The following is a 23,817-nucleotide window of genomic DNA, read 5'->3' on the forward strand; positions in this document are numbered from 1 at the left end:
GCATGGTGGCCATCCAGGAGGTCTTTGCAACCCAAGCTCCATCCTGGTGCGGTTTACCGCTTGACCCCTGTGGTCGCAATGCCCTCGATAAACTGACGCTGCCCGACGAGAAACAGTAGCACGACGGGCACCGTGGCAATGACCACCGCCGCCATCAGCAGGGGCCAGTCATTGGAAAATTGATCCTGGAAGGACATCAGCGCGAGTTGCACGGTTCGCAACTCGGGGCGGGTGGTGAAAATAAGGGGTTTGAACAAATCATTCCATTCGCCAATGAAGGTGAAGAGAAACAGGGTGATCAGAGCGGGACGGGCCAAAGGCAGCATAATCTGCCACAGGATTTGCCAGCGGCTGGCCCCATCTAGGGCCGCTGCCTCCTCCAGTTCTACGGGAATGGTGGTGAAATACTGGCGCATCAGGAAAATGCCGTAGCCATTGGCGGCGGTGGGCAAAATCAAGGCCGCGTAGGTATTGATCAGATGACCCCATTTCAGCACGAGGAAGATCGGCACCACCAGCAGTTGAAAGGGAATGATCAGGGAGACAATTACCGCCAGCAGGACAAACTGCCGTCCCTGAAATCGCAGCCGCGCTAGGGCATAGCCCGCGAGGGCAGAGGTGAAGATTTGCAGCGCGGTCACCATCAGGGCGACGAAGGTGGAGTTGGCGAAGGCCAGGGGAAAGTGGCCCCGCCGCCAAGCTTCTCCATAGCTATCCAGGGTCCAGACCTGGGCAGCTTCACTGCCCACCACCGCACCGGGGGGATGGAAGGAGGTGGTCACGACAATGGCTAAGGGCCACAGGACAATGGCTGCCCCAATTAGCAGTAGCACCAAATTCAGCCAGAGCCAAAATTTGCGAGTCGGCACTAGATCAGCCCGAGGCATAGGGTTAGGAGAAAAATTGCGGAACAGCGAGTTGAATATCGGGAAATGCCAGTGGTGAAACAGACCCGGTGGTCAGGTTCGTTGCAACCTGGTAATCGCCATCTACGGGATCCCGGTATTGAGTCAGAGTGCGATCGCGCAAATTGACCACCCAGTAGTCTCTAATCCCTGCGGCAGCATAGACCTGTCGCTTGTCCTTAGTATCCTTGAGGAGGCTAGAACGGGAAAACTCAATGACCAAATACACCTGATCCGCTCTCGGATGATCAGCCAGATAGGACTGATTCACCACCAACGCCACATCAGGCTCAGGTTCACTGTCACTGCCTAGAAGGGTAATGGGCTTCCCTGAACGCACTCGATACCGCCCCGCCGCGATCGCACCTAGCACCTCTGATGTAGTGCTACTCAGCTCGGCATGATCTGGACCCTCAGGAGGCATATTGACGATGAGCCCATTCAATAATTCCACCGGGCGATCCTGGAGTAACCCTGACATCGCCAAAGCGTGGTAGTCCCCTAGAGTCCAACGGGCAACGGTTACCGTCATGGCGTGATCTCCAGAAGGGAAAGATGAGACAGGACGCTAGCTCCATTGTAGATATAGCGACATGCAGTTGGGTACAGAGCGGTGTAGGTACAATTTAAGAACGTTGCGGTGCCTCCGATGCAAACCACCACGCTCTATGACCAAGATTTTTATGCCTGGACTCAGCACCAGGCTAAACTACTGCGTGCGGGTCAATTAGGGGAACTTGATCTCGAAAACTTAATTGAGGAGATTGAATCCTTGGGTCGGCAAGAGCGGCAGGAGTTGCGCAACCGATTGGGAGTGCTGCTGGGGCAACTGCTCAAGTGGCAGTACCAGCCCGCAGCTCGATCTAAGAGCTGGGTTTACACGATTAGAGAGCAGCGTCGGAAAATTCAGCGCCACCTGAAGGAAAACCCGAGCTTGAAACCCTACCTAGACGAAGCTATTGTTGCTGGCTATGAAGACGGTCTGGATCTGGTAGGTCGAGAAACACCTCTCGACCCTGAACAACTCCCCCAATCTTGCCAGTTCTCTAAGACAGAGATTTTTGAATCACCGATAGACTAGTACTGCAAGGCAGAAGGATGTAGGGCTGTGCCCGTGCTTAGCAGTCAGAAGGATGAAAGGGATCCCAGGATATACAAGGGTTTTGCCTTGGCAGATAGGTGCTTCACTTACGCCCTACGGTACTAGTACTGGGCGGCGGAAATCCTGTGCCCATTTCCCCTAGGTGGTGCATTGTTACGGTGCATTGCTTCGCGTGGGCGAAGACGCGCCTTAGCGTTATGCACCCTACGAAACCCTGAAAATCAAACCTGATGATGCACCAGCCCAACATTTTCCGGTCCCCTCGCCCCCTGGGAGAGGGCTAGGGTGAGGGGCCGAGGTGTACCACGATAGAACGGTTAGGGTATTTGCGCCGCAGAGTACTGGCAACCCTAAGGTCACGAGGTTGACGGTGGGGCGGTTGACGGTGACGAGGCGCTAAAATTCTTATCCTCCACCTCCACCCCCGCCAAGTTCTTGAACGCCCCCAGGGCATACATGGTATAGGCCCGCAGGGTGCCGTGGATGGTCTGTAACTGGGCCTTGATCACCTGCTGCCGTCGCTCTGGGGGCGTGATGCCGTAGCTTTCCCGGCTGGGGTTTTCTAGCGCCGAGGCAGAGCCTCGGTGAGGATTCCCAGGCAGAGCCTGGGAACCAGGAAAGAGAGGGGAACCGTGAAGATTTCTAGAGAATTTCCAGGCTCACCTGATCCGCCGTGGGGGGGGGCAGGTGGGGTTGCTTGGGGTGGATGCGGATGATGAAGGCTGCTTTGCGATCCAGGGGTTTCGTTACCTGCTGAGCCTTCCGCAGGGGATACCAGTCCAGGGGAAAACAAAAGCGATTATAGAGGCTGAAGAAAATGTCGTGGGTGGCCACCAGTTCCGGGGCGAACTGGATGGACAGGGATTCTCCCCGCTTCAGGGCTCCGTAGTGGAATTGGGTTTCTGGGTTGGGCACCGGCAGAAACACATCTCGCACGAATTGCTGCGGCAAAAGCTGCCGATAGCGCAACAACGGGTAAACATAGCCATTCAGGCCGCGATGAATCAGCCCTTGGCGGTGGATCAGATCGCGGTAGAACCGATTGGCATCGGGAGGAGCCGCTATGGATTTCTCCGCCAACGCTGCCTCCCCATCAACCCGAATCTCCGGCAGGGTGACGGGATCGGCCCAGTGGTAGTGGCGCAGCCCCACCAGGTAGCGTCCGGGGGGCAGGGCCACGGTTTCCCATTCCTGATCTCCAGAAACACTGAGGGAACTGATGCTGGCGAGGGTTTGGTAATCCTTGAGGGTGTAGAAAACTGCTGTCCAACTGGGGGTGCTGCGGCTAATGGTGGCGATATTGAGGCTGAGGGAGGTTTCAACGGTGAATGGACCTGCGATCGCAATTAGGGAATGGAGGTTCCACCGGGCGCGACTCATGGCCCACAGTAGCTTGATGGGTTTCGCCAAAAATTCCGCCGACACCACCTGCCACTGAGGCGTTTCCTGCTTATTGAGAGGACTGTAGTAGCGGCTGAGGTTCGTCAAGGTCCACCGCAGCACCCGAGAGAAACCAAAGGACAAGAGCCCCAAGGGCATTTCCCATAGGGCATCTAGATCAACGGAAGAATGGGGCGGTGGGGATTTCATCATGGCTTTAGAGTGAGTCAGCGCTGTTTTCCAGAATAGCCCTGTGCACGACTTGGAAGGTTACAGAGCACCGAGCCCGTTGACTGCTGGCTGAGCGGAGTCGTTCGCGCAGCGTCTCCCGAAGGGAGAAAGCCAGCCACACCACCGGGGTCCTGCCGTTCCCTTCGACTCCGCTCAGGGAACTGGATGTCTGCATGGAAACAACGACATGGCAAACTTTTCAGCTCGTTTCAAGACATAACCTTCCAAGTTGTGCCCGTACCCGGTAGGTAGAAACGCAAAAAAGGCGCAGCCGGAGCCGCGCCTTTGTCAGGTTAGGTTAGCGGGTTAAGCAACCTACACCAGCCACTCTTCCACCGCTTCCGCCTTGGTATTGGTCCGGCGGTGGGGGGTTTCGCGGTTGAACTTCATGTGGATGGCCCGGTTCTGCTCGCCATCGGCAGCTACCGCCAGAATGGGGAAGTCGATCAGCCCATCCTGGAAGGACATCTGGAAACGGAAGGTGCCATCGGGGCTGAGCTGGATCGGCTTGCCGCCAATGGTAACGGTGGCATCGGGTTCCGTGGCTCCGTATACGATCAGTTCTGCGTCGGCCACTAGCCAGAATTTGCGGGGACGGATGGGGACAGCGGAGGCAGAGAAGCCCAGGCCCGCACCCGACATCGTCAAGCCCGATGCCGTGGGAATCGCCCACATGCCCACCCCAGAGGGGAAGACATAGGAGCTGACCGCCTGCTCGGGAACCTGCTGCATGGAACCAAATAGAGACCCGGCAACCCGCTGCGCCTCGGCTCCCTGGGCCATGCCAAAGATTTCCTCGTAGATGGGGTTGCTGGCGGTGACCTTGCGGCTGGGGGGCGTCAGGGTGATGAGGGTCTTACCGCGCAGATCCTGATCCCAGCCCACGGTGATGAATTCATCTTCTACCCAGTCGGAGGGGTAGACCGGGGGAATATGGACGACGGCGGAACGGGCCAACACTAGCCAGCGCCCGTCATTACACACATAGCCAATCTCCACGGCATAGTCGCGATCGCTGACGGGGATAGGCAAATACCATTCCCGTGCCAGCTCATCACACTCGTACTGTTGCAGGCTGTGGGGAGCCTGGGAGTTGATGTCGATATCGGTCACGTCGTAGAACCGCAGGGCCAGACGGGCACCCCCCTGGCGACGCAGTTCCTCTTTGTGGTCGTTGGGGATATCCCAGTAGGCATAGGCCCATTGCGGGTCGCGGGGCATCAGCACGACGCGGCTCTCGCCGTAGCCAGAGGGCAGTTCCCCCAGTCCCTCATCCACAGAAGCCAACGCTTCCGGAGGTAGGGGATCGGTCACGGGGGCAAACTTAGCTGCCTCCACCTCGGTTTGCCCCTCAATCGCGGAGGTGGGGGCAGGGATAGAGGTGGTGCGGCGAACCTGAGCCGATTGAATGGATTCAATCAATTCCGTCTTGCGCATCCGGCTGTAGCGAGAGACATCTAGGTCACTGGCAATCCGGCGCAGTTGCCGGAGGGTCATATCTTCTAAGGACAAATTGGGGGACAGACTGGTTTCGGACATTGGGGACTCTCCTCAACTGCAACAGTCATTGAAATGGGCGTCGAAACGGGGCAATATCCGGGGGCGCATCCCTGGATGGGGATCACGCTGCAACCTTGGGGATCACAGGTTGGCCTTACTATGCCAGAAAGCCCTTCTGGGATCAAGGGGCGAAAAGGCTTGATATACGGCCTTTCAGCCCAGATCAACCAAACGTCGTCCCTCTGGGGGATCGCAATGTCATGATCTCATGACTTATGGAGATCGTTGTAATTGCATATGTCACGAAAACAGGACTTTTTGATCTCCAGAGAAATTTATCCTCAACCCTGGCCATAGATCTCGGCATAGATCGCCACTTGTTCGCCCACAGTCGTAGGGGTGGGGATGAACATCTGGAGGTCCGACAAAGAACCCGTACCCTGTTCTCATGGCGACATGCAGTTGAATTGCGTACATCCCTGAGGGCACACAGCCGTTCGCCCCTACCGTGGTCGTACTGGATTGAGATGAATACCGCTAAAATATTTCGACCCTAAAGGGGTCGCCAATTCCCCGCCAGCACAAACGCTGCCCAATAATAGGGATGGCTATATTCCTCGGACTGAATCAACTCCAACTGCACCGCCCGCAGGGCTTCGCTGCGACCCATACCGCTGAGTAATTTTTCGTAATACCGGGCCATCAGGCTTTGGGTGCCGAAGTCATCCACCTGCCACAGGCTCAGCAACTGGGTCTCCGCGCCCGCAATCCCAAAAGCCCGCCGCAGACCATAGACTCCCTCGCCGTTGTTCACATCTCCCAAGCCGGTGTCACAGGCGGATAGCACGACCAACTGGGTACCGAATAGGTTCAACTGGGAAGCTTCTAGGGCGGTCAGTACCCCATCTTCGCCGCCACTGGCACGGGTATTGAATCCGGCCAGGGCAAGGCCCGATCGCAGTAGGGGATTTTCCACTTGGGCGGCTAACTGGGCCGGGGCAACACCACCCCCACCGGAGCCACTGGCGGAGACTACGGCAATGTCGCCACGACTGGTTTCTAGGGCGGTGCGATCTACGTTTTCCAAGAAGAAGCCATGGGTCGCAATATGGAGAATGCGGGGGGACTGCACCTCCTTCAGGGCGTTCTCGGTGGCCTGGTCACCTGCCAGAAGTACGGGATTGGTGAAGAGAGGCTGAATAGCTGCCAATTCCGCCTCCGTCCCCGGCAGTGGCCCAAACCGCAATTGCCCCAGCACCGTGGCCCGCTGGTTGTCGCCGCGACTACTGGCAATCTGCACGGTGGGGTCAGCCGTGTCGTAGTTGGGATTGCCCACTAGGACAGCGGGGTTGCGGCTGGGGGGGACGACCCCGAAGCGCACCAGGTCGCGGCCTGTATTGAGGTAGCTGATCTGGTATTGCTCAACTAAGTAGGTCGCTGAGCGTTCCCGGCTCGCGCCCTGAGCGGAGTCGAAGGGAGCGGAGTCGAAGGGAGCAGTCGCGGGCAATGCCTCAAAGGGCAGCAGATTCAGTTGGCCATCGGGGGAAATCAGCAAATGCTCTCGCCCCTGGAGGTGGGGGGCGATGGGGTCAAAGACCAATGCCTTGAGGGTGTCGGTAACGGTGTCAATACGATCGCGGCTTACTTGTACAGTGATGGCCGCTGTCCCCCGAAAATCAGCACGGGTATCTTGCAGTAGGCCCACAAAGGACAGGACAGCGGCATCAATCTCGGCAGCGTCGCCCAAATCCACCGCTTGGATGCGGCCATCGGGGAAGAGCAGGTAGGCGGCGTAACGGGCTGTACCGAAGTTGTTGTTCGCAGCCGTGGCATCAAAGGGTCGATAGCGAACGTACTCCACGAGAACGCCTTTGGTGGGGATCTGGGCCTGAACGGCGGCGATATCAACGGGGGTAGTTTCGACGCGGAAGGTGGCGCTGCGGCGGGCCAGGGTGGCTTCGAGTTGGGTGGCCTGGGCTTCTAGCTCCGCCAACCGAGCCCGGTATTGCTCAGGGGGGAGGTTTTCGGGGGGATTGAAGGTGAGATTGGCCAGTTGTCGCTGGGTGTCTGTGAGTTGGGCTAGGGTGGCTTGGTCATCGGGGGTGAGGTTTTGCCGCAGCCGTTGCAGGCTATCGGTACCGGCATCGAGGATGCGGCCTTTGCGCCGTAGCAGGGTGGTCAGGGCCAGTTCTGCTGCTTCGGGGGAGTCGGGAGCTGATTGGATGTTGAGGGAAATGGGTTGCTGGCCAGTACCCGATATCGTGGCCACATAGGCTTGGCGCTGGGTCTCGGGCAACGTCGTCAGGTTCAGATCCAGGTGCCACTCTTCAATGTCAAGCCCCTGACTGAGAAACATCACCGCCTCTCCATCGAGACCCTGGGCTTGGTACAGCGCGGCCAGGTTGTTGAGGCTGGTGGCCACATCGGGATGGCGATTCCCCAACTGCTCACGAAAGGTGGCGAGAGATTCTTGGTAGAGGGGTTCGGCCTCCCCATAGCGCCCCTGGGCACGGTACAGCCCCGCCAGGTTGTTGAGGCTGGTGGCCACATCGGGATGGCGATTCCCCAACTGCTCACGGCGGATGGCGAGGGATTCTTGGTAGAGGGGTTCGGCCTCCCCATAGCGCCTCTGGGCTTGGTACAGGCTTGCCAAGTTGTTGAGGCTGCTGGCTACATCGGGATGGCTTTCTCCTAATTGCTCACGAAGGATAGCCAGGGATTCTTGATAGAGGGGTTCGGCCTCCCCATAGCGCCCCTGGGCTTGGTACAGCGAGGCTAGGTTGTTGAGGCTGGTGGCCACATCGGGATGGCGATTCCCCCACTGCTCACGGCGGATGTCGAGGGCTTCTTGATAGAGGGGTTCGGCCTCCCCATAGCGTCCCTGGGCACGGTACAGCCCCGCTAGGTTGTTGAGGCTGGTGGCCACATCGGGATGGCGATTCCCCCACTGCTCGCGGTATATGTCGAGGGCTTCTTGGTAGAGGGGTTCGGCCTCCCCATAGCGTCCCTGGGCACGGTACAGCGAGGCCAAGTTGTTGAGGCTGGTGGCCACATTGGGATGGCGCTCTCCCAACTGCTCACGGCGGATGTCGAGGGCTTCTTGATAGAGGGGTTCGGCCTCCCCATAGCGTCCCTGGGCACGGTACAGCCCCGCTAGGTTGTTGAGGCTGGTGGCCACATCGGGATGGCGATTCCCCCACTGCTCACGAAGGATGGCGAGGGATTCTTGGAAGAGGGGTTCAACCTCCCCATAGCGCCCCTGGTCTTGGTACAGCAAGGCCAGGTTGTTGAGGCTGGTGGCCACATCGGGATGGCGATTCCCCAACTGCTCATGGCGGATGTCGAGGGCTTCTTGGAAGAGGAGTTCGGCCTCCCCATAGCGCCCCTGGTCTTGGTACAGCAAGGCCAGGTTGTTGAGGCTGGTGGCCACATCGGGATGGCGATTCCCCAACTGCTCATGGCGGATGTCGAGGGCTTCTTGGAAGAGGAGTTCGGCCTCCCCATAGCGCCCCTGGGCTTGGTACAGCCCCGCTAGGTTGTTGAGGCTGGCGGCCACGTTGGGATGGCGATCCCCTAACTGCTCACGGTATATGTCGAGGGCTTCTTGGAAGAGGGGTTCGGCCTCCCCATAGCGTCCCTGGGCTTGGTACAGGTTTGCCAGACCGATGAGGCTGGTGGCCACAGAGGGATGGCGATTCCCCCACTGCTCACGGTATATGTCGAGGGCTTCTTGGAAGAGGGGTTCGGCCTCCCCATAGCGCCCCTGGTCTTGGTACAGCCCCGCTAGGTTGTTGAGGCTGGCGGCCATATCGGGATGGCGATCCCCCAACTGCTCACGGTATATGTCGAGGGCTTCTTGGAAGAGGGGTTCGGCCTCCCCATAGCGCCCCTGGTCTTGGTACAGCCCCGCTAGGTTGTTGAGGCTGGTGGCCACAGAGGGATGGCGCTCTCCCAACTGCTCATGGCGGATGGCCAGGGATTCTTGGAAGAGGGGTTCGGCCTCCCCATAGCGCCCTTGGTTAAGGTACAGCAAGGCCAGGTTGTTAAGGCTGGTGGCCACATCGGGATGGCGATCCCCCAACTGCTCACGACGGATGTCGAGGGATTCTTGGTGGAGGGGTTCCACCTCCCCATAGCGCCCTTGGGCACGGTACAGCTCGGCCAGGTTGTTAAGGCTGGTGGCCACAGCGGGATGGCGATCCCCCAACTGCTCACGGCGGATGTCGAGGGATTCTTGGTAGAGGGGTTCGGCCTCCATATATCGCCCTGCTCGGTAGAGTTCAATAGCTCCCTGGTTCAGGGTGGTGGCTCGATCTAGAGCATCACTTTGTTCAGTGGTAGAGCTACTGCCCTGCCACTGGAGGCGATAGGAGTTGATCTCATTCGTACCAGTCCCTGCAACACCAATGGCATAGCTGCCCGTGCGGGGAAGTGTGGCTTGAAGGCGAGCAGTAGCTCCTGACGCCTGCTCCAGAATTTCCCTGGTTTCAGGGTCAAAAAGCACCAACAGCGCCGCGAAGCCATCGGTCGTGAGTTCAATGGTGAGGGTGTCACCCGCATTGCCCTGAATCGTATGGTAATTAACGCGGCGACCACTCTCCAGGGTGGTGCTATTCTCATCCAGTTGCCCAGTGATGGTAGTGGGGTTGGCCTGGGCTAGGGTGACGGGTGCTGCTTGCGGGGGCAGGGCTGCGGCTCCCGGTGCCCACAGCAGACCTGCCATCATCCATGCCGCCCATTGCCGTTGTCGTGCCATTGGTTTCCCCCTAGGTCCTCTCCGTAAAGTACCTATTTCCCCGCCCCGCCCACCTATTCACCACCCGTCTCTTTAGATTTCCCGCCAGCCACCCCGTAGACTGGGTCAAACGAAGTGAGACCCAGCAGATCAAGGGGCTGAAACCCGCTATGCTCAGGATGAATCGCTGCCAGCACTGCCCAAATGCCTACACTGTTGATCATTGGGCCATATCGGTTCTTTTGCTACGCCGGAGATCGTGACGAACCCCCCCACGTCCATGTTGAGAGGATGTTTTAAAAGTCACATTTGTCATTCCGAGAGTAGCGAAGCGGAACGAGGAATCTAGGCTTTGGGCCGCTACACCGAGATGCTTCACTACGCTATCGCTCCATTCAGCATGACATTGGATACTTCTCAAACATCCTCTGAGCGTGACCAAGCGGAGGCCAAGTTTTGGCTAACTCCAGTTCGACTCCACAGCAATAAGGGGTTTAGTCGCAAAGAAATCAACCGTATTCAGAAGCAAGTCGAAGAGAATCAAGAGCAATTATTGGAGGGCTGGCATGACTTCTTTAATGGTTGACTTAAAGGACATTCCCACCATTCAGTCAGTCGAGATCACTGATGACACCTTATCCGTTGATCTTGTAGATGGCTGGACGATTTCTGTGCCGATCGCGTGGTATCCACGGCTGTTGCAGGGGTCTCCCAAAGAGCGCCAGGATTGGCGATTTATTGGTCATGGCGCAGGAATTCATTGGAATCAGCTTGATGAAGACATCAGTGTCAAAAATCTGATTCTGGGTCAGCCCTCAGGAGAGAGCCAACCATCATTTCAGCGATGGCTGAGTCAACGTCAAGCAGCAAACTGAGAAATAGCAAGCCCTGCGCCACTTGGCAGAAGGTGATGCCGTGTGATCATTTCCATGCCTTATAGCTCCACCTCACCCTAAGCCGCATCCGACTCAATCGGCTTAACCGTGAGGGTCAGCCTCACCGACTTCAGCACAGCCATCAAATTAACCAGCGTCGGGTTCCCCTGATCCGACAACATCTTGTAAAGACTCTGGCGATTGAGTTGGGTAATCTCAGCCAGTACCCCAATGCCCCCATGGGCAGCCGTCACATAGCGCAGTGCCGTCAAAAACTCCTCAATGGAGCCGCCCGCGATCGCGGTCGAGAGATATTCCGCCGCCACCTCTACATCCTGTAATTCCTCAATTGCTGATGGCTAGGGCATTGTCACTCCAGCATCCTGAGGTGTTATGAAATGCTCTAAATATCAACTAATTCTATTTGCAGGCGTTTACCCAAAATAGTTGCGGCCCGCTCCAGGGTTTTCAGTGTCACGGACGTATTGACAGGATCTAGTAACCGATTTAGAGAAGAACGACTGGTATTCATGGAAGTGGCCATTTGGGACTTGCTCAACCCTTTACGGTTCATTTCTTGCAAGATTTGCCATGCCAAAACGCGCTTGAGTGCGATTGCATTTACCTCTGCCAAGATTCCCTCCTCCTCTAGCCAATCATCTAAAGAAGAGCCAATACAGGGACTATTCATCATTACTTTGCCTCCAGAATGCTTTTGCGCTTCAGTGCCAGATTCAAGTCTGAGGCTGGGGTCTTTTGCGTTTTTTTAATAAATCCATGTAGCAAAATCATATTTTCTCCATAGATACAGAAGAGCACACGGGCGATTTTGCCATTGGGGAGGTTTGACCGAACTTCGTAAAGCCCTTTGCCCATTGGGCGACAGATTGGCATCCCAATGGGCCACCCATACTCAACAGTTTTAATATCAACCCCGACAACTTTTCGTTCAGATGGCTCAAGCGACTTGAGCCATTCTCTGACTGGCTCATTTCCTCCCTCTGACTGATAAAACCTGGCAGGTAAACGCTTTGCTTCCATTGATGGACATTGTACCTTTTTTGGTTCGACCTAGCTAACTATCCCAAGAACTACGCTGGCTGGCAGAGGACGGTTACTATCGGGGTTAGTGTCGAACTGCATTGACCTCAGCCAGGATGTCATCATCGCTGACATCTTCAATCGACGGTTGGACATAGAGTTCCTGTAGCAAAGCCGTGAGATCAGTCGAACGAGAGATCAAGGGTTGTAGCAGTTTAGCCGGGGGGAGTGAATCATTACAGCGGCGGGATGCTGGGTTACTACCCGTTCGCTACCCTAGGACTAGGTCGTCCAATATCGTGAAGTGAGCTGCGAATGTTGAACATTTCTCTGCCAGAGCAACTGCAAGCTTTTATCGAAGCGCAAGCTAGATCTGCGGGGATGGGCTCGACTAGCGAGTATATCTGTCAATTGATTTTGCGAGAACAGGCAAGGGTTGCTCAGCAAGCACGGGTAGAAGCCCTGCTGCTAGAGGGTTTGGACAGTGGCGATGGGGTAGAAGCCACCGACGATTGGTGGGACCAAAAGCGGGCTCGACTGGTTGAGCAATCTTAACCTCAGATTCTCTATGCTGCCCAGGATATCAGCAGCATTTTGGATGGCGAAGATTGAGATGGGTAATCTCAGCCAGTACCCCAATGTCACCATGGGCAGCCGTCACATAGCGCAGTGCCGTCAAAAACTCCTCAACCGAGCCCCCCGCGATCGCGGTCGAGAGATATTCCGCCGCCACCTCTACATCCTGTAATTCCTCAATTAACAGGTCGTCATAATTTTCAGGAATCGTCATTTTTTATCCCTGTTGCACAACCCGAGTTGATCGCAACTTCAGTAGGGATAGAAACTCCGCTAACTCCACTAAGCCCTCGGCCTCCGATCGCTCTAGTGGCGATAATACTTGCCCCTGATCTTGACGATCCAGCAAGTATTGAAGGCGTGCCTGAACTGCATCAGGCAGGTGAAACTGTGTCAGCGCGAGAGGAATTTCGATGGTGTCAACCATGTTTACAGACCGCTTCTGTACAACGACCTCAATGTCTATCAGTGTAGACACTTGCCCTAATTTACTGCCGCTGCTCTGATTTGCAGGGGGTATTGAATTCAGATCGCGTCTTAGGCACTGTCATGGTTGAATGACGGAGGATTCCTGAGGGAGCTATCACAAGGAGTATTGCCGTGACAGAGATTGATCCCACCCCAGACTCAGCAACGGGAAGCCGTTGGATTAGTCGGCTGCTGCCCGCCGCTGTTCGACTTTGGCTCCATTCCCAGGCAGAGCACATCGAAAACCTGGTGTTTGACATCCAGGGGCGCGATCGCGAAATTCTACGCGGTTACCTACCGGGCGTCACCCTCTCGGCAGAAAAAGCCATTTACCAAGGGATGCACCTGAGCCAAATAGCGGTTCAGGCCAGAGAAATCCGCGTCAATTTGGGGCAAATTCTGCGGGGTAAACCCCTAAAGTTGCTGGCGGCTTTCCCTGTCACGGGGCGGGTTTGCTTAACTGAAGCCGATTTGAACGCTTCCCTCACCTCCGAACTCCTGGGGGAAGGACTCTACGATTTCCTCACCCAATTGGCAGCGGCCCAGACGGAAACTGGGGATCTACAAACGGTACTAGCCGCCTGCTCCGACAAAACGGTGCAGCCCTACTACGAGCCCCAAGCGACACTGGGGGAGGGGGTTATTGTCCTGAAGCTCGTCCCTCGACCCGGACAAGCTGTCCCCGCCATCTCGATTGAGACGGGCCTTGCCATTACCGACGGGCGGTATCTGAGCCTGCAAGAGCCGCGCTGGCTCTCCCCCTCAGAGTCCAGTGACCGTCAGGAATTGCCCGGTCTCCAGGGGTTTTCCCTAGACCTCGGCCCCGAAGTAGCCCTCTCGGAATGCACCATCAGCCCCGGCCAACTGGTGCTAGCAGGTGGCCTCCAGGTCTTGCCCTAGGCACGGCACCCCTCTATTCGGCGAACAAGGGGCTTAAGCCCCTTGCCTGGACTTAACCTGACTGGCGAACAAGGGGCTCAAGCCCCTTGGCTGGACCTAACCCGAGTGAGGACCGCTATATCTCAGCAGGATTCACCTCGGCAAAATCGGCAGCAGTATAGCAGCAGTTTTAACCGCCCTGAGTTCCGTAGGGTGCATAACGCTAAGGCGTGGCTTCGCGAATGCACCCTACCAGTGCTCAACGGTTCCGGTACTTTAGACCTGTTGTGAAATAGGGGATAATAGCCTCTAGAGCTAGTTAACCCGGTTGTGCCGTGCTGAACCTCCAACGCGCCCTCAAGAGTGACCGCCTCCTGCGGGCTTTGACCGGTTTGAACCGGAAAGCCTTTGAGGAACTGGAATCCACCTTCGCTCAGGTGTTGGCCCATGCAGAGGTTCCCCGTCGGAGTCCCTTACCCCGTCAACGGGCCACCGGAGCCGGACGAAAACCCAATTTAGCAACGGTCGAGACCAAACTGTTCTTCATCTTGTTCTACTTCAAGGTGTATCCGACCTTTGATTTGGCCGGTGTCCTGTTTGACCTGGATCGCGCTCAGGCGAATCGTTGGATGCATCGCCTCCAACCACTGCTGGAGGAAGCCCTGGGTGAAAAAATGGCGTTGCCGAAACGCAAATTGACCAGTCTTGAAGAATTTATCGAAGCCTTTCCCGAGGTGGAACGGGTGATTCTTGACGGGACTGAACGCCCCATTCAGCGGGCCAAAGACCGGGACCAACAGAAGGAAGATTACTCAGGCAAAAAGAAGCGCCATACCCGCACCCACCTGGCTGGTGTCGCCCCAGACCGCCAGATTCTCGTATTCAGCACCGCCTATCCCGGTAAGGCGCACGACAAAGGCATTCTCAATAGCGAGGGATGGGCCGAGTGGATTCCTGATGACGTCAAAATCCAGGGTGATTCAGGCTTTCAGGGGCTGCAAAACGAGTATGTCAACGTAGAGATTCCACACAAGAAACCTAAGGGCGGACAACTCACCGATGAGCAGAAAGCTGAGAATCAAGCCCTCGCCCGAGAACGGGTCGTCGGGGAGCATGCCTTTGCTGGCCTAAAACGCTATGGGATTGCCGCCCAGGTCTATCGCAATCGCAAAGCGAACTTTGATGACCGCTCCATCTTCACAGCGGCAGGACTCTGGAACTTTTATCTGATGGCCGCTTAACCGAGGGAGAGAGGAAGGAAGTCGCCCTTGAAGGTTTTGACTGAGCACTATTTCACAACAAGTCTTTTATTTAGACGCACGTCTCTAACCCGGCAAAATCGGCAGCAGCAGCGTCGCAAAGTAATAGACAATCGGAGCCGTAAACACATAGCTGTCGGCCCGGTCCAAAATCCCCCCATGGCCGGGAATGAGTTGGCCCGAATCCTTAACCCCTGCATCCCGCTTCATCAAGGATTCCGTTAGATCCCCCAGCAAGCTAGAGACCCCAATCAAGGCCCCCAGAGCCGCCCCCGAAAGCAGGGGATAGGGCCAGCCCAGTCCAGCAGAACTGAGGGCTCCCACCGTAATACTGCCAATAACCCCAAATACCGCCCCTTCTACTGTTTTCTTAGGGCTGATATCCGACAGGGGTGTACGACCAAAAGAGCGACCCACCAGATACGCGCCAATATCTGCCGCCCAAATACAGGCAAAGGCAGTCACGGTCAGGGTCAACCCCAGGGGGAGGGTGTCGATCGCGAGGGGCCACTGAGGCCAAAACCCCTGAAGGGGCAAGGTGCCCGCCGCCCCTAAATCCCGCAGGCGAATCCAGTAGCTAGGCAGATATCCCCCATAGAACAGTCCGAGAATCGAGGCTGCTACATCAGCGATCGTGGCCCGCTTAGGCTGAAACAGCAGATAAAAACAAATGAAGGTTCCCCCCAACGGCAGCACCGCATTGGCCAAGGCGGGAGACAGGTGGGCCACCAGTAGTAACAGTTGGCTCACGACAAACGTAGTCTTCGCCGCCGGGAAAATGCCCTTGGCCTGGACCAGTTGAAAGATTTCCCGCTGCCCCAGAAACACAATGACCCCAAAGGCTAGGGTGAAATACCAGCCCCCCAATACCACAATCGCCAGCGCCAAGGTAATAGCCACAACGGCGCTGATAGTACGAGCCATAGGAATGGGGGGAGGCACTGAGGCGAAGTCCTTCATAAATAAGGTGAGTGGGAATCGACCCCAGAGAATTGACCCTCATGGTCACATCGGGTCTGAAGTCAGGCTAATCATAGTCAAGCGAGAATTTCAAGGTACGACTTCAGGCCATCTCCACCAGGGATGCCAACGCTGCCGTGTAAGTTAATCCTCCCTTAATCCCTATAGTTTCACCTGTTTGGCGTTGCTTCGCCGCCAATGGATCTCGACTTTCCCCGTAAATCACCCCACCACCACCCTCTTTACGCTTCCAACACTTTTTCCAAACCTCCCATCCCAATCCACCAGAAACGCCCCACAATGGAAAAGGCCCTTTGCTCTGTCGCTAGCTGTATTCCCTTCATGTTTAAGACCCAGGATCTCCACGTTGTTGAAACGCGCCCACTGGTGAGCCCTGCCTTGCTGCACCACGAACTCCCCATGACCGAGCAGGCGACAGCTTTAGTGGCCCAGACCCGCGATCGCATCCGCAACATTCTCTACAACGAAGATCGGCGCTTGTTGGTGATTGTTGGCCCCTGCTCCGTCCATGACGTGGATGCCGCCTGCGACTATGGCCGTCAACTGGTGAAACTGCGCGAAGAACTTTCCGATCGGCTAGAGATCGTCATGCGGGTGTACTTCGAGAAGCCCCGCACCAGCATCGGCTGGAAAGGGTTGATCAATGACCCCCACCTAGACAACAGCTACGACATCAACACCGGGCTACGCCTTGCCCGTAAACTGCTGCTGGACCTCGCCGCCATGGGGCTCCCCGCCGCGACGGAGCTGCTAGATCCCATTACCCCCCAATACATCGCTGACATAATCACCTGGACCGCCATTGGGGCACGGACCACAGAAAGCCAAACCCACCGGGAAATGGCCTCTGGTCTATCCATGCCCATTGGCTTCAAAAACAACACCGATGGCAGTCTCCAAGCGGCGACTAACGCCATGCTGGCCGCCAGTCAGCCCCACCATTTCCTGGGCATCAACCACCATGGTCTCGCCAGCATTGTCACCACCACAGGTAACCCCGATGGCCATCTGGTGCTGCGGGGGGGCAAGCATGGCCCCAATTACGATCGCACCCATGTACAACAGGCCACCGCAGAACTCACCAAGGCGGGGTTGAATCCCCGGATGATGGTGGATTGCAGCCATGCCAATGCTGACAAGGACCACAATCGTCAGGTTGCGGTGCTAGAAAGTGTCGTGGATCAGGTGCGGTCCGGCTCCCGAAGCATCCTTGGGGTGATGGTCGAGAGCCATCTGGTGGCGGGCAAGCAGTCGATTCCCAGTAATCTCAGCCAGTTGGTCTACGGGCAAAGCATCACCGATGCCTGTGTCAATATGGACACCACTGCTACCATGCTACGCACCCTGGCCGCCGCCGTAGAACCCTCCCTCCAGACGTCCACCACCTAGTACTGCAAGGCGGAAGGCAGAAGGCAGAAGGGGCAGAAGGGGCAGAAGGGGCAGAAGGGGAAATCCATGCCCCACAAGGGTTCCTGCACCTATTTTGTCCCGCTTGCGGCAATCGGGACGCTTGCGCGACGATGGCAGGAATAGTTCCGCTAAGTTGCAACCTGTCACCCCCTGCATTGGGCGCGGAAACCGTTCCCCTACCGGGAAATTCCGTATTGGGCACGGGTACCCCGTCCCGACGGCGACATCCTGCGTTGGGCGCGGAAACCGCGCCCCTACCGGGAAATTTAATTCAAAACTCAAAACTCAAAACTCAAAATTCATATCACCCCCCCAACACCTAGCTAGCCTGCTTGGCTAAAATCGCGGTTTTGACCTCGTTCCTAACCTTCTCCACAATGGGCTCCCAATCCTCAGCTTTATACTTCAGGGGTTCTCCCAGGCGTAGACACTGCTTAACAAGGTAATCGACCGTTGCTCGGGCCATTTGATCGGGTTTAGGACCATTGGCAACAAAAAAGTCATAGTCTTGCCAGAACACCAGCTCATAGGTATAAAACCCATCCTTATTGAGAAAATGGCTGGCCTTGAAAATCTGAAGCCGATGGGTGGGGACAATTTCTCCCCGTTGGCGGCGGGCTTTGGCCGCTTCCCGTTCCTCTTCTGCCTTGGGGGTGTGGGCCGTGGGCAGTGGCCCTAGAAAGTCACAGTAGATGTGGAGATCCATTGATGAGGTGCTGGCCACCATCTGGGCCGAGTTCATGTCTCGTCGCTTGGGGGAATACATCCAGGTGCGTACCGCCCGAGGGGTGTCCCGACCTTCTAGCAGAGAGATCACACCGTTATCGCCTTCAATGGTGTGCATAGACTGGAAGGGCGGACGGCTAGTGCCTGTCTTTTCGCTACGAGCCCACAACATGCGGCGAATAAAGCTGAGACTATCTTCAAGGATGCGATCGAATATCATGGTGTCGCCTTTCAGGGATGGATTTAGGATTGTCGAGTTCAGGATTCGGATTCAGGATCTGGCCCTCGTCACTGGCCTTCATCACTGGCCCTCATCCGTAGGGGGTGAAGCTGTTCTACTGATGCCCGTTACCCAGAAGAGTCTAGGGTTGGGTAAGTGTGCCATTGCCTTTCGGAACACACCGCAGCTTCGGAAAATGGTGTTTTGGATTCATAGCCCTGCGGGCCTGACTACGCTAACGCCACAATGCCCCTAGGGTGACTCGGGGGGTCGAGGTCTACAGTCTTAAAATTCCCAATTGAGGTGCTAGTGCAACTGGGGGAAGATTACCTAGGGCGCACTCCAATTACGACTACAACGAAGGCAGAGAAAGGATTTTGGAACCTTACGTCCGTTCATGGGGTGGGCTAAATTGCCTACAATTGAGAAATCGATACGAAACCTGTTCTCTCTCTCTCTTTACCGCCGATGGCTGTCCTCAGCATTGCTAAAGAAAACCGTCAGATTACTGAACTAGAGGCCATCTGGGCCTACCTTCAGAGTATCGACCTCGATTATGAACAGTGGGAACCCGCCCATCCCCTATCTCCGGAGGCTACCGCCGAGGATATTCTGACCGCCTACCAAGGGGAGGTCGATCGTCTCAAGGCGGCGGGGGGCTATGTGACTGCTGATGTCATCAACATCACGCCGGAAACCCCCAACTTGGAGATGTTGCTGAAGAAGTTCAACCAAGAACACTGGCATGATGAGGATGAGGTGCGCTTCATCATCTCTGGCCATGGGCTATTTCACATTAATCCTCAGTCGGGTCCGGTGGTGGCCATTGAGGTGGGGCCGGGGGATTTACTGGTGGTGCCTGGGGGAACGCACCACTGGTTTGATCTCTGCCGCGATCGCAGAATTCAGGCCATTCGCCTATTCCAAGATCCGGCAGGTTGGACCCCCCACTACACAGAGACAGGTAAGGAAAAAGGGTACCAACCCCTGTGCTTTGGTCCTGCCTTTGTCACTAGTTAGCCGTCATACACCGAGCCATTGGGCATGGTGGCATCCACGAGACAGGCTCCCTCTAGTTGTGTGCCCCAGAGGTTGGCATGGGTGAGGTCGGCCCCCCGCAGGTCGGCCCCCCGCAGGTCGGCCTCCGCCAGATGGGCCATGCGCATATTGGCGTAGCGAAAGTTCGCCTGCCGCAGGTTCGCTTGCCGGAGAATAGCCTCTCGCAGATCTGTGCTTTCTAAATTGGCCCCTCGCAGGTCGGCTCGATGGAGATTAGCGCCGATCATATTGGCCCCAATCAGTATCGTGCCGCGCATTTGAGTCCCGGTGAGGTTAGCCATGCAGAGATTGGCAAGACTGAGGTTGGCAATATCCAGCGTTGCCCCGTGAAAGGCCGTGCCGATCAGATTGGTGACACTACAAACGGCAGCGGTGAGATTGGCTCCGTGCAGCAGCGCATCTTGCAGGCTGGCCATGGCCAGATTCGCTTCTCGCAGGTCTGCTTGGTTAAGCACGGCCTCCTTGAGGTTGGCCTTGCTGAAATTGGCGGTGTAGAGGGTCGCCCCGCGCAAATCTGTCCCCGAGAGATTAGCCTCCTGAAACTGGGCCATACAGGCATCTGCTTGCCCCATACGGACCTGGCGCAGATCGGCATGGCAGAGGCTAGCCTCCCGCAACACCGTGCGGGTAAGGTCAGCGGTGGTGAGTACCGCCGCATTCAGAATTGCTCCCTCTAGGTTGGCGTCGTGGAGCAGAGCTTCTCGCAGATCCGCCCCGGTCAAAATCGCTGACCCGAGGTCGGCATAGCTGAGGTCGGCGGTGTAGAGGAGTGCCTCCCGCAAGTTGCTATGGCGCAGGTCGGCATGGCGCAGGTCGGCCATGCAGCAGTCTACGGAAGATAGGTTAATTTGGCTTAGTTGGGCCTGTCGCAGTCGTGCTTCCCGTAGGTTAATGCGATCACTGGCTTTCCAACTTGCCTCTGCCCGAGATTCTGCTTCCTGACGCCATTGATTCCAGGCGTCAACACCCCTTGCCAACAAGGCCCGTGGTTCTGCATTTGACATGGCCTTGTGTGATCCTCTCAGGCTAGATGCAGCCCCTACGCAACCCAGACCTATTTGTGTTAAGAATACCCTCCAGTGTGGACACAATACCTTGAAGATATAGAAGCGATCGCGGGCGAATTCTGCCTCTACTTCCCCTAGGGCTTCTGCCCTATTCGTCATGGGGGCGATACCCTAGAGGTTGGGCCTGCTAAAGGTTGGCTCCATTTTGTCTGATTTCCTCTCCGTTAATTGTCCTTGTCATGACTGCGATCGCGACCACCCGCCACCACCAAGACGTGCTGGATATCCCCACCCGAGGGAAGTCCCTGCTGCGCTTCACCCACCAAGTTCAGGGAGTAGTGGCGGCTTCTGGTATTCAAACCGGGCTCTGTACGGTGTTTATTCGCCACACCTCCGCCAGTTTGATCATTCAAGAAAATGCCGATCCCGATGTCCTGGTGGATCTGGAGACCTTTCTCTCTCGCTTGGTGCCTGAGGATCGCAGCTATGTCCACAGTACGGAGGGGCCGGATGACATGCCCGCCCATATTCGCTCCGTCCTCACCCACACCTCAGAAAATATTCCCGTCATGCAGGGCCGTCTCGTCCTGGGAACTTGGCAGGGTCTCTATCTGTGGGAGCATCGCCAGCGGGGAACTCGACGGGAAGTGGTGGTCCACATCTCTGGCCATTAGCCCCCATGAGCCCAACTGCACCTATGACTGACGCCGACCTTTTCTCTACGATTCCCCCGTCTCCAGAGGGCTTTCGCTCCGGCTTTATCGCCATTGTGGGTCGCCCCAATGTGGGTAAATCCACCCTGATGAATCAACTCATCGGGCAAAAAATTGCCATTACGTCACCCGTGGCCCAGACAACACGCAATCGGCTGCGGGGCATCCTCACCACCGACGAGGCCCAAATCATCTTTGTGGACACTCCCGGCATCCACAAGCCCCACCACGAACTGGGTAAGGTACTGGTCCACAATGCCCGCACCGCTATCGGTGCGGTGGATGTGGTGCTGTTTGTCGTGGATGGATCTACGGCGGCGGGCCGAGGGGATCAGTTCATTGCCGAGCTGCTGACTCCAGCCCAGACCCCGGTATTTCTGGGGATGAACAAAATGGACCTTTGCCCTGAGGCTGACCTCGCGGCGACGATCGCCAGCTATGAAGCCCTAGCGGCGGATCATCCCTGGCCGATTTGTCAGTTTTCTGCCACGACGGCGGCGGGTCTGCCGGACCTCCAACAGCAGTTGATCATGGCGCTAGAGCCCGGTCCCTATTACTATCCCCCCGACTTGGTGACAGACCAGCCGGAGCGCTTCATCATGGGGGAGTTGATTCGAGAACAGATTCTCCACCACACACGGGAAGAAGTGCCCCATTCGGTTGCGATCGCAATTGATCGCGTCGAAGAGGCCAAATCCATCACCCATGTTCTCGCCACCATCCATGTGGAGCGCGATTCCCAAAAGGGCATTCTCATCGGCAAGGGGGGCTCAATGCTCAAAACCATTGGTAGCAGCGCCCGCCTCCAGATGCAAAAGCTAATCACGGGCAAAGTCTACCTAGAACTTTTTGTCAAAGTGCAGCCCAAATGGCGACAGTCCCGCACCCGCCTAGCGGAACTGGGGTATCAGCGAGATCAGTAAGGGATCTGCGGGTTAATAGTGTACCCAGTGGCTAGGTTTTCTCCCGAAGGGAGAAAGCCCGATCAGCGGAGCTTTCCTGCGAGTCCCTAAAAAGTTCTGTGAGGGTCACCACGCGGTACCCCTGGGCCGAAATCTGGGGCAGCACCTGCTCTAGGGTGGCGGCTGTTCTCTCCCCCCGCTCGCCCCTATCATGCAACACCACAATGGAACCCGGTGCCAGGTTTTGCAAAATATGCCGCGCCGCAAATCTACTGGAGGCAATATGGGTGTCAAAGGGGAATAGGTCACCTAGCACAACTTGATAGTTGTGGCGCTGGGCAATGGATACCATGGCGCTGTTGTACCAACCAGCGGCGGGACGCAGCCATCGCCATTCCCCAAATTGGGAAATCAGATCATCGGCTTCTAGCACCGCCGCCTCAAATTCTGCCGGAGAGAGGAGGATACTGGGCCGATCTTCGGTGAGGTGATTGCCCAATTCATGACCCTCTCGAACCATCGTTTCGACGAGGGCTTCATTGCCTGGAATATGGCCACTAATGACAAAAAAGGTGGCGTGGGCATCATAACGGTCTAACACTGTCAGGATTTTCGGTGTGGTGACGGCATCGGGACCATCATCAATCGTGAGGGCTACCAGCTTTTCTTCGGTTTCTGCAAAATAGAGGACTCCCGGAATCCAATGGTCAGGAATGGAGAGCAAAAAACGCGGTTGAGTCCAGAGAATTAAGGTCAGCCCCAATCCCATTAAGCCCGCGCAGAATAGCAGTAAGGCCAGTTTCATCCTCATTCAGAATTCAGAAATGGTTTTCGGTCACGACTTGGAAGGTTACAGAGAACCAAGTCCGTTGACGCTGGCTGAGCGGAGTCGTTCGTGCAGCGTCTCCCGAAGGGAGAAAGCCAGCAACGATAGGTAATCTTAGAGTTGCCACAGGCGGAGGGTTTCATCGCCACCACTGCTAATCAGGGTTTGTCCATCGGGGGTAAAGGTGAGGGCCATAATACCCCAATCATGGCGTAGGGCAGCCGTGCGGCGCTTGGCGGCGAAATCCCACAGATGCAGGGCTCCATCGGCTGCCCCCGTTGCCAGCCACTGACCATCGGGGCTAAAGGCGATCGCACTGACGCCATCTCGATGGTGATCTAGGGGATAGCGGTGACTAAAATCCGTCAGGGAATGAACGGTCACGGTTCCCTTGGCATCGCCCACTACTAACCAGGGGGCCAGGGGATGAAAAGCGAGGGCACCTAAGGGGGCGTTCCCGGACCAACTGTGGAGCAGTTGGCCTGAGGGCAACTGCTGCAAATGTAGCTTACCGTCCTCTCCCCCACTGGCAAAGGACTGGCTGTCGGCGGCCACGGCTAGGGCATTCACCCCGGTGTTATGGCGGCTTAGGGCTATGACAGGGTGGAGATCGGGCCAGGGCCAGAGGGCAATATGGCCATCGGCGGCGGCACTGATCAGGTGTGAGGGCGTCAGTGCCAGGGCCGTAACCCGCCAGCCCGGATTGGACAGTGTGGTTAGGGGTTGTGTCTGGTCCGGCGACCATTGCTTCAGGGTGCTGTCTTGACTACCGCTCCAGAGGGTCTGGCCATCGGGGCACCACGCGATCGCAGTCACCTCATCCCCATGGCCCCCACCCAACAGACCCCATCGTTTCCGCCAACTGCGGATCAGGGTACCGGAGGCTAAATCCCAAAGCTGAATGGTGCGATCGCGGTTTGCTGTGGCCAGGGTGCGTCCGTTGGGGCTGATGGCTAGGGCGTTGGCGATGATGCCGGGGGTGGGGAGGGTGTGGGTATTGGGGTATTGGGGTATTGGGGAGT

Annotated in this window: 26 protein-coding genes; 10 read left to right on the top strand and 16 right to left on the bottom strand. The window is 56.7% G+C overall.

From position 1 onward, the window contains the following. Positions 1-53: 53 nt before the first annotated feature. Together LEP6406_RS0200090 and LEP6406_RS0200095 are read right to left on the bottom strand one after the other, a co-directional pair. Positions 54-869, bottom strand: coding sequence for a carbohydrate ABC transporter permease (locus tag LEP6406_RS0200090; RefSeq protein WP_263971104.1), 816 nt, complete (start codon positions 867-869; stop codon positions 54-56). A gap of 22 nt (positions 870-891) precedes the next feature. Continuing rightward, positions 892-1,437, bottom strand: a complete 546-nt coding sequence (locus LEP6406_RS0200095) for a Uma2 family endonuclease (RefSeq protein WP_008316378.1) — start codon at positions 1,435-1,437, stop codon at positions 892-894. A 117-nt stretch (positions 1,438-1,554) separates the two neighbouring features. Between LEP6406_RS0200095 and LEP6406_RS0200100 the strand changes: the two genes are divergently transcribed. Next, the gene (locus LEP6406_RS0200100; RefSeq protein ID WP_008316379.1) at positions 1,555-1,986 is read left to right on the top strand and encodes a DUF29 domain-containing protein; all 432 of its coding nucleotides are present in this window, start codon (positions 1,555-1,557) and stop codon (positions 1,984-1,986) included. A gap of 377 nt (positions 1,987-2,363) precedes the next feature. Here LEP6406_RS0200100 and LEP6406_RS32490 read toward each other — a convergent pair whose 3' ends face one another. The 4 genes from LEP6406_RS32490 to LEP6406_RS33945 form a co-directional block, all read right to left on the bottom strand. Continuing rightward, positions 2,364-2,516: a hypothetical protein gene (locus tag LEP6406_RS32490; protein WP_155834595.1), complete on the bottom strand. Its 153-nt coding sequence runs from the start codon at positions 2,514-2,516 to the stop codon at positions 2,364-2,366. Between the two features lie 133 nt (positions 2,517-2,649). Further along, complete coding sequence (locus LEP6406_RS0200105; RefSeq protein WP_036028059.1) at positions 2,650-3,600, bottom strand: DUF6208 family protein; 951 nt, start codon at positions 3,598-3,600, stop codon at positions 2,650-2,652. Between the two features lie 333 nt (positions 3,601-3,933). Continuing rightward, entirely contained in the window at positions 3,934-5,157 is a 1,224-nt protein-coding gene (locus LEP6406_RS0200110) for a DUF4912 domain-containing protein (RefSeq protein WP_008312990.1), read from the bottom strand. Between the two features lie 514 nt (positions 5,158-5,671). Beyond that, entirely contained in the window at positions 5,672-9,874 is a 4,203-nt protein-coding gene (locus LEP6406_RS33945) for a tetratricopeptide repeat protein (protein ID WP_081747994.1), read from the bottom strand. A 379-nt stretch (positions 9,875-10,253) separates the two neighbouring features. On the opposite strand from LEP6406_RS33945, the gene LEP6406_RS0200130 reads away from it, so the two are divergent. Beyond that, positions 10,254-10,439 carry a DUF4160 domain-containing protein gene (locus LEP6406_RS0200130; protein WP_225886374.1) on the top strand — a complete coding sequence of 62 codons (186 nt, stop codon included), beginning with the start codon at positions 10,254-10,256 and terminating at the stop codon, positions 10,437-10,439. Further along, positions 10,420-10,728 (top strand): DUF2442 domain-containing protein, encoded by a 309-nt coding sequence (locus LEP6406_RS0200135; protein WP_027268697.1) that lies wholly within the window; start codon positions 10,420-10,422, stop codon positions 10,726-10,728. The genes LEP6406_RS0200130 and LEP6406_RS0200135 overlap by 20 nt, the downstream gene beginning before the upstream one ends. Positions 10,729-10,805: 77 nt before the next feature. On the opposite strand, the gene LEP6406_RS0200140 is transcribed toward LEP6406_RS0200135, so the two are convergent. Genes LEP6406_RS0200140 through LEP6406_RS0200150 form a run of 3 tightly spaced genes read right to left on the bottom strand, consistent with a single transcriptional unit; the run spans position 10,806 to position 11,769 of the window. Beyond that, positions 10,806-11,078 (bottom strand): helix-turn-helix domain-containing transcriptional regulator, encoded by a 273-nt coding sequence (locus tag LEP6406_RS0200140; RefSeq protein WP_027268698.1) that lies wholly within the window; start codon positions 11,076-11,078, stop codon positions 10,806-10,808. 53 nt (positions 11,079-11,131) lie between these two features. Then, positions 11,132-11,422 carry an XRE family transcriptional regulator gene (locus LEP6406_RS0200145; RefSeq protein WP_008315937.1) on the bottom strand — a complete coding sequence of 97 codons (291 nt, stop codon included), beginning with the start codon at positions 11,420-11,422 and terminating at the stop codon, positions 11,132-11,134. Then, positions 11,422-11,769, bottom strand: a complete 348-nt coding sequence (locus LEP6406_RS0200150) for a type II toxin-antitoxin system RelE/ParE family toxin (protein ID WP_027268699.1) — start codon at positions 11,767-11,769, stop codon at positions 11,422-11,424. Before LEP6406_RS0200150 ends, LEP6406_RS0200145 begins: the two co-directional genes overlap by 1 nt. 315 nt (positions 11,770-12,084) lie before the next feature. Between LEP6406_RS0200150 and LEP6406_RS0200155 the strand changes: the two genes are divergently transcribed. Further along, positions 12,085-12,324 (top strand): ribbon-helix-helix domain-containing protein, encoded by a 240-nt coding sequence (locus LEP6406_RS0200155; RefSeq protein ID WP_008315941.1) that lies wholly within the window; start codon positions 12,085-12,087, stop codon positions 12,322-12,324. 28 nt (positions 12,325-12,352) lie between these two features. Here LEP6406_RS0200155 and LEP6406_RS26000 read toward each other — a convergent pair whose 3' ends face one another. Beyond that, entirely contained in the window at positions 12,353-12,559 is a 207-nt protein-coding gene (locus LEP6406_RS26000) for a helix-turn-helix domain-containing transcriptional regulator (RefSeq protein ID WP_008315942.1), read from the bottom strand. A 3-nt stretch (positions 12,560-12,562) separates the two neighbouring features. After that, positions 12,563-12,772 carry a hypothetical protein gene (locus tag LEP6406_RS0200165; RefSeq protein ID WP_008315944.1) on the bottom strand — a complete coding sequence of 70 codons (210 nt, stop codon included), beginning with the start codon at positions 12,770-12,772 and terminating at the stop codon, positions 12,563-12,565. A 173-nt stretch (positions 12,773-12,945) separates the two neighbouring features. Here LEP6406_RS0200165 and LEP6406_RS26005 point away from each other — a divergent pair, with 173 nt between their 5' ends. Together LEP6406_RS26005 and LEP6406_RS0200175 are read left to right on the top strand one after the other, a co-directional pair. Then, positions 12,946-13,713, top strand: coding sequence for an LmeA family phospholipid-binding protein (locus tag LEP6406_RS26005; RefSeq protein ID WP_008315947.1), 768 nt, complete (start codon positions 12,946-12,948; stop codon positions 13,711-13,713). Positions 13,714-14,027: 314 nt separating this feature from the next. Further along, a complete protein-coding gene (locus tag LEP6406_RS0200175) occupies positions 14,028-14,933 on the top strand; it encodes a transposase family protein (protein WP_027268700.1) in 906 nt (301 codons plus the stop codon). A gap of 84 nt (positions 14,934-15,017) precedes the next feature. On the opposite strand, the gene LEP6406_RS0200180 is transcribed toward LEP6406_RS0200175, so the two are convergent. Continuing rightward, a complete protein-coding gene (locus LEP6406_RS0200180) occupies positions 15,018-15,875 on the bottom strand; it encodes a phosphatidate cytidylyltransferase (protein WP_317133803.1) in 858 nt (285 codons plus the stop codon). Between the two features lie 336 nt (positions 15,876-16,211). Here LEP6406_RS0200180 and LEP6406_RS0200190 point away from each other — a divergent pair, with 336 nt between their 5' ends. After that, on the top strand, positions 16,212-17,321 hold the full coding sequence (locus LEP6406_RS0200190) for a 3-deoxy-7-phosphoheptulonate synthase (protein WP_008315717.1): 1,110 nt from the start codon (positions 16,212-16,214) through the stop codon (positions 17,319-17,321). Positions 17,322-17,661: 340 nt separating this feature from the next. On the opposite strand, the gene LEP6406_RS0200195 is transcribed toward LEP6406_RS0200190, so the two are convergent. Next, positions 17,662-18,288 carry a hypothetical protein gene (locus tag LEP6406_RS0200195; protein WP_008310448.1) on the bottom strand — a complete coding sequence of 209 codons (627 nt, stop codon included), beginning with the start codon at positions 18,286-18,288 and terminating at the stop codon, positions 17,662-17,664. Positions 18,289-18,756: 468 nt separating this feature from the next. Between LEP6406_RS0200195 and LEP6406_RS0200205 the strand changes: the two genes are divergently transcribed. Next, positions 18,757-19,308 (top strand): 1,2-dihydroxy-3-keto-5-methylthiopentene dioxygenase, encoded by a 552-nt coding sequence (locus LEP6406_RS0200205; protein ID WP_008310446.1) that lies wholly within the window; start codon positions 18,757-18,759, stop codon positions 19,306-19,308. On the opposite strand, the gene LEP6406_RS26010 is transcribed toward LEP6406_RS0200205, so the two are convergent. Beyond that, positions 19,305-20,351, bottom strand: coding sequence for a pentapeptide repeat-containing protein (locus LEP6406_RS26010; RefSeq protein ID WP_051463581.1), 1,047 nt, complete (start codon positions 20,349-20,351; stop codon positions 19,305-19,307). The genes LEP6406_RS0200205 and LEP6406_RS26010 overlap by 4 nt on opposite strands. A gap of 197 nt (positions 20,352-20,548) precedes the next feature. On the opposite strand from LEP6406_RS26010, the gene LEP6406_RS0200215 reads away from it, so the two are divergent. Together LEP6406_RS0200215 and era are read left to right on the top strand one after the other, a co-directional pair. Then, positions 20,549-21,028 (top strand): secondary thiamine-phosphate synthase enzyme YjbQ, encoded by a 480-nt coding sequence (locus LEP6406_RS0200215; RefSeq protein WP_317133804.1) that lies wholly within the window; start codon positions 20,549-20,551, stop codon positions 21,026-21,028. Positions 21,029-21,051: 23 nt separating this feature from the next. Beyond that, positions 21,052-21,990: a GTPase Era gene (era, locus tag LEP6406_RS0200220; RefSeq protein WP_008310440.1), complete on the top strand. Its 939-nt coding sequence runs from the start codon at positions 21,052-21,054 to the stop codon at positions 21,988-21,990. 31 nt (positions 21,991-22,021) lie between these two features. Here the strand turns inward: era and LEP6406_RS0200225 are convergent, their stop codons facing one another. Further along, complete coding sequence (locus LEP6406_RS0200225) at positions 22,022-22,774, bottom strand: chitin deacetylase family protein (RefSeq protein ID WP_008310439.1); 753 nt, start codon at positions 22,772-22,774, stop codon at positions 22,022-22,024. Positions 22,775-22,909: 135 nt separating this feature from the next. Continuing rightward, positions 22,910-23,817: WD40 repeat domain-containing protein (locus LEP6406_RS26015; RefSeq protein WP_036028064.1), on the bottom strand; the 908-nt coding region annotated here is incomplete at its 5' end.

This window comes from Leptolyngbya sp. PCC 6406 (genome assembly GCF_000332095.2).
Taxonomy (GTDB): Bacteria; Cyanobacteriota; Cyanobacteriia; order Phormidesmidales; family Phormidesmidaceae; genus PCC-6406.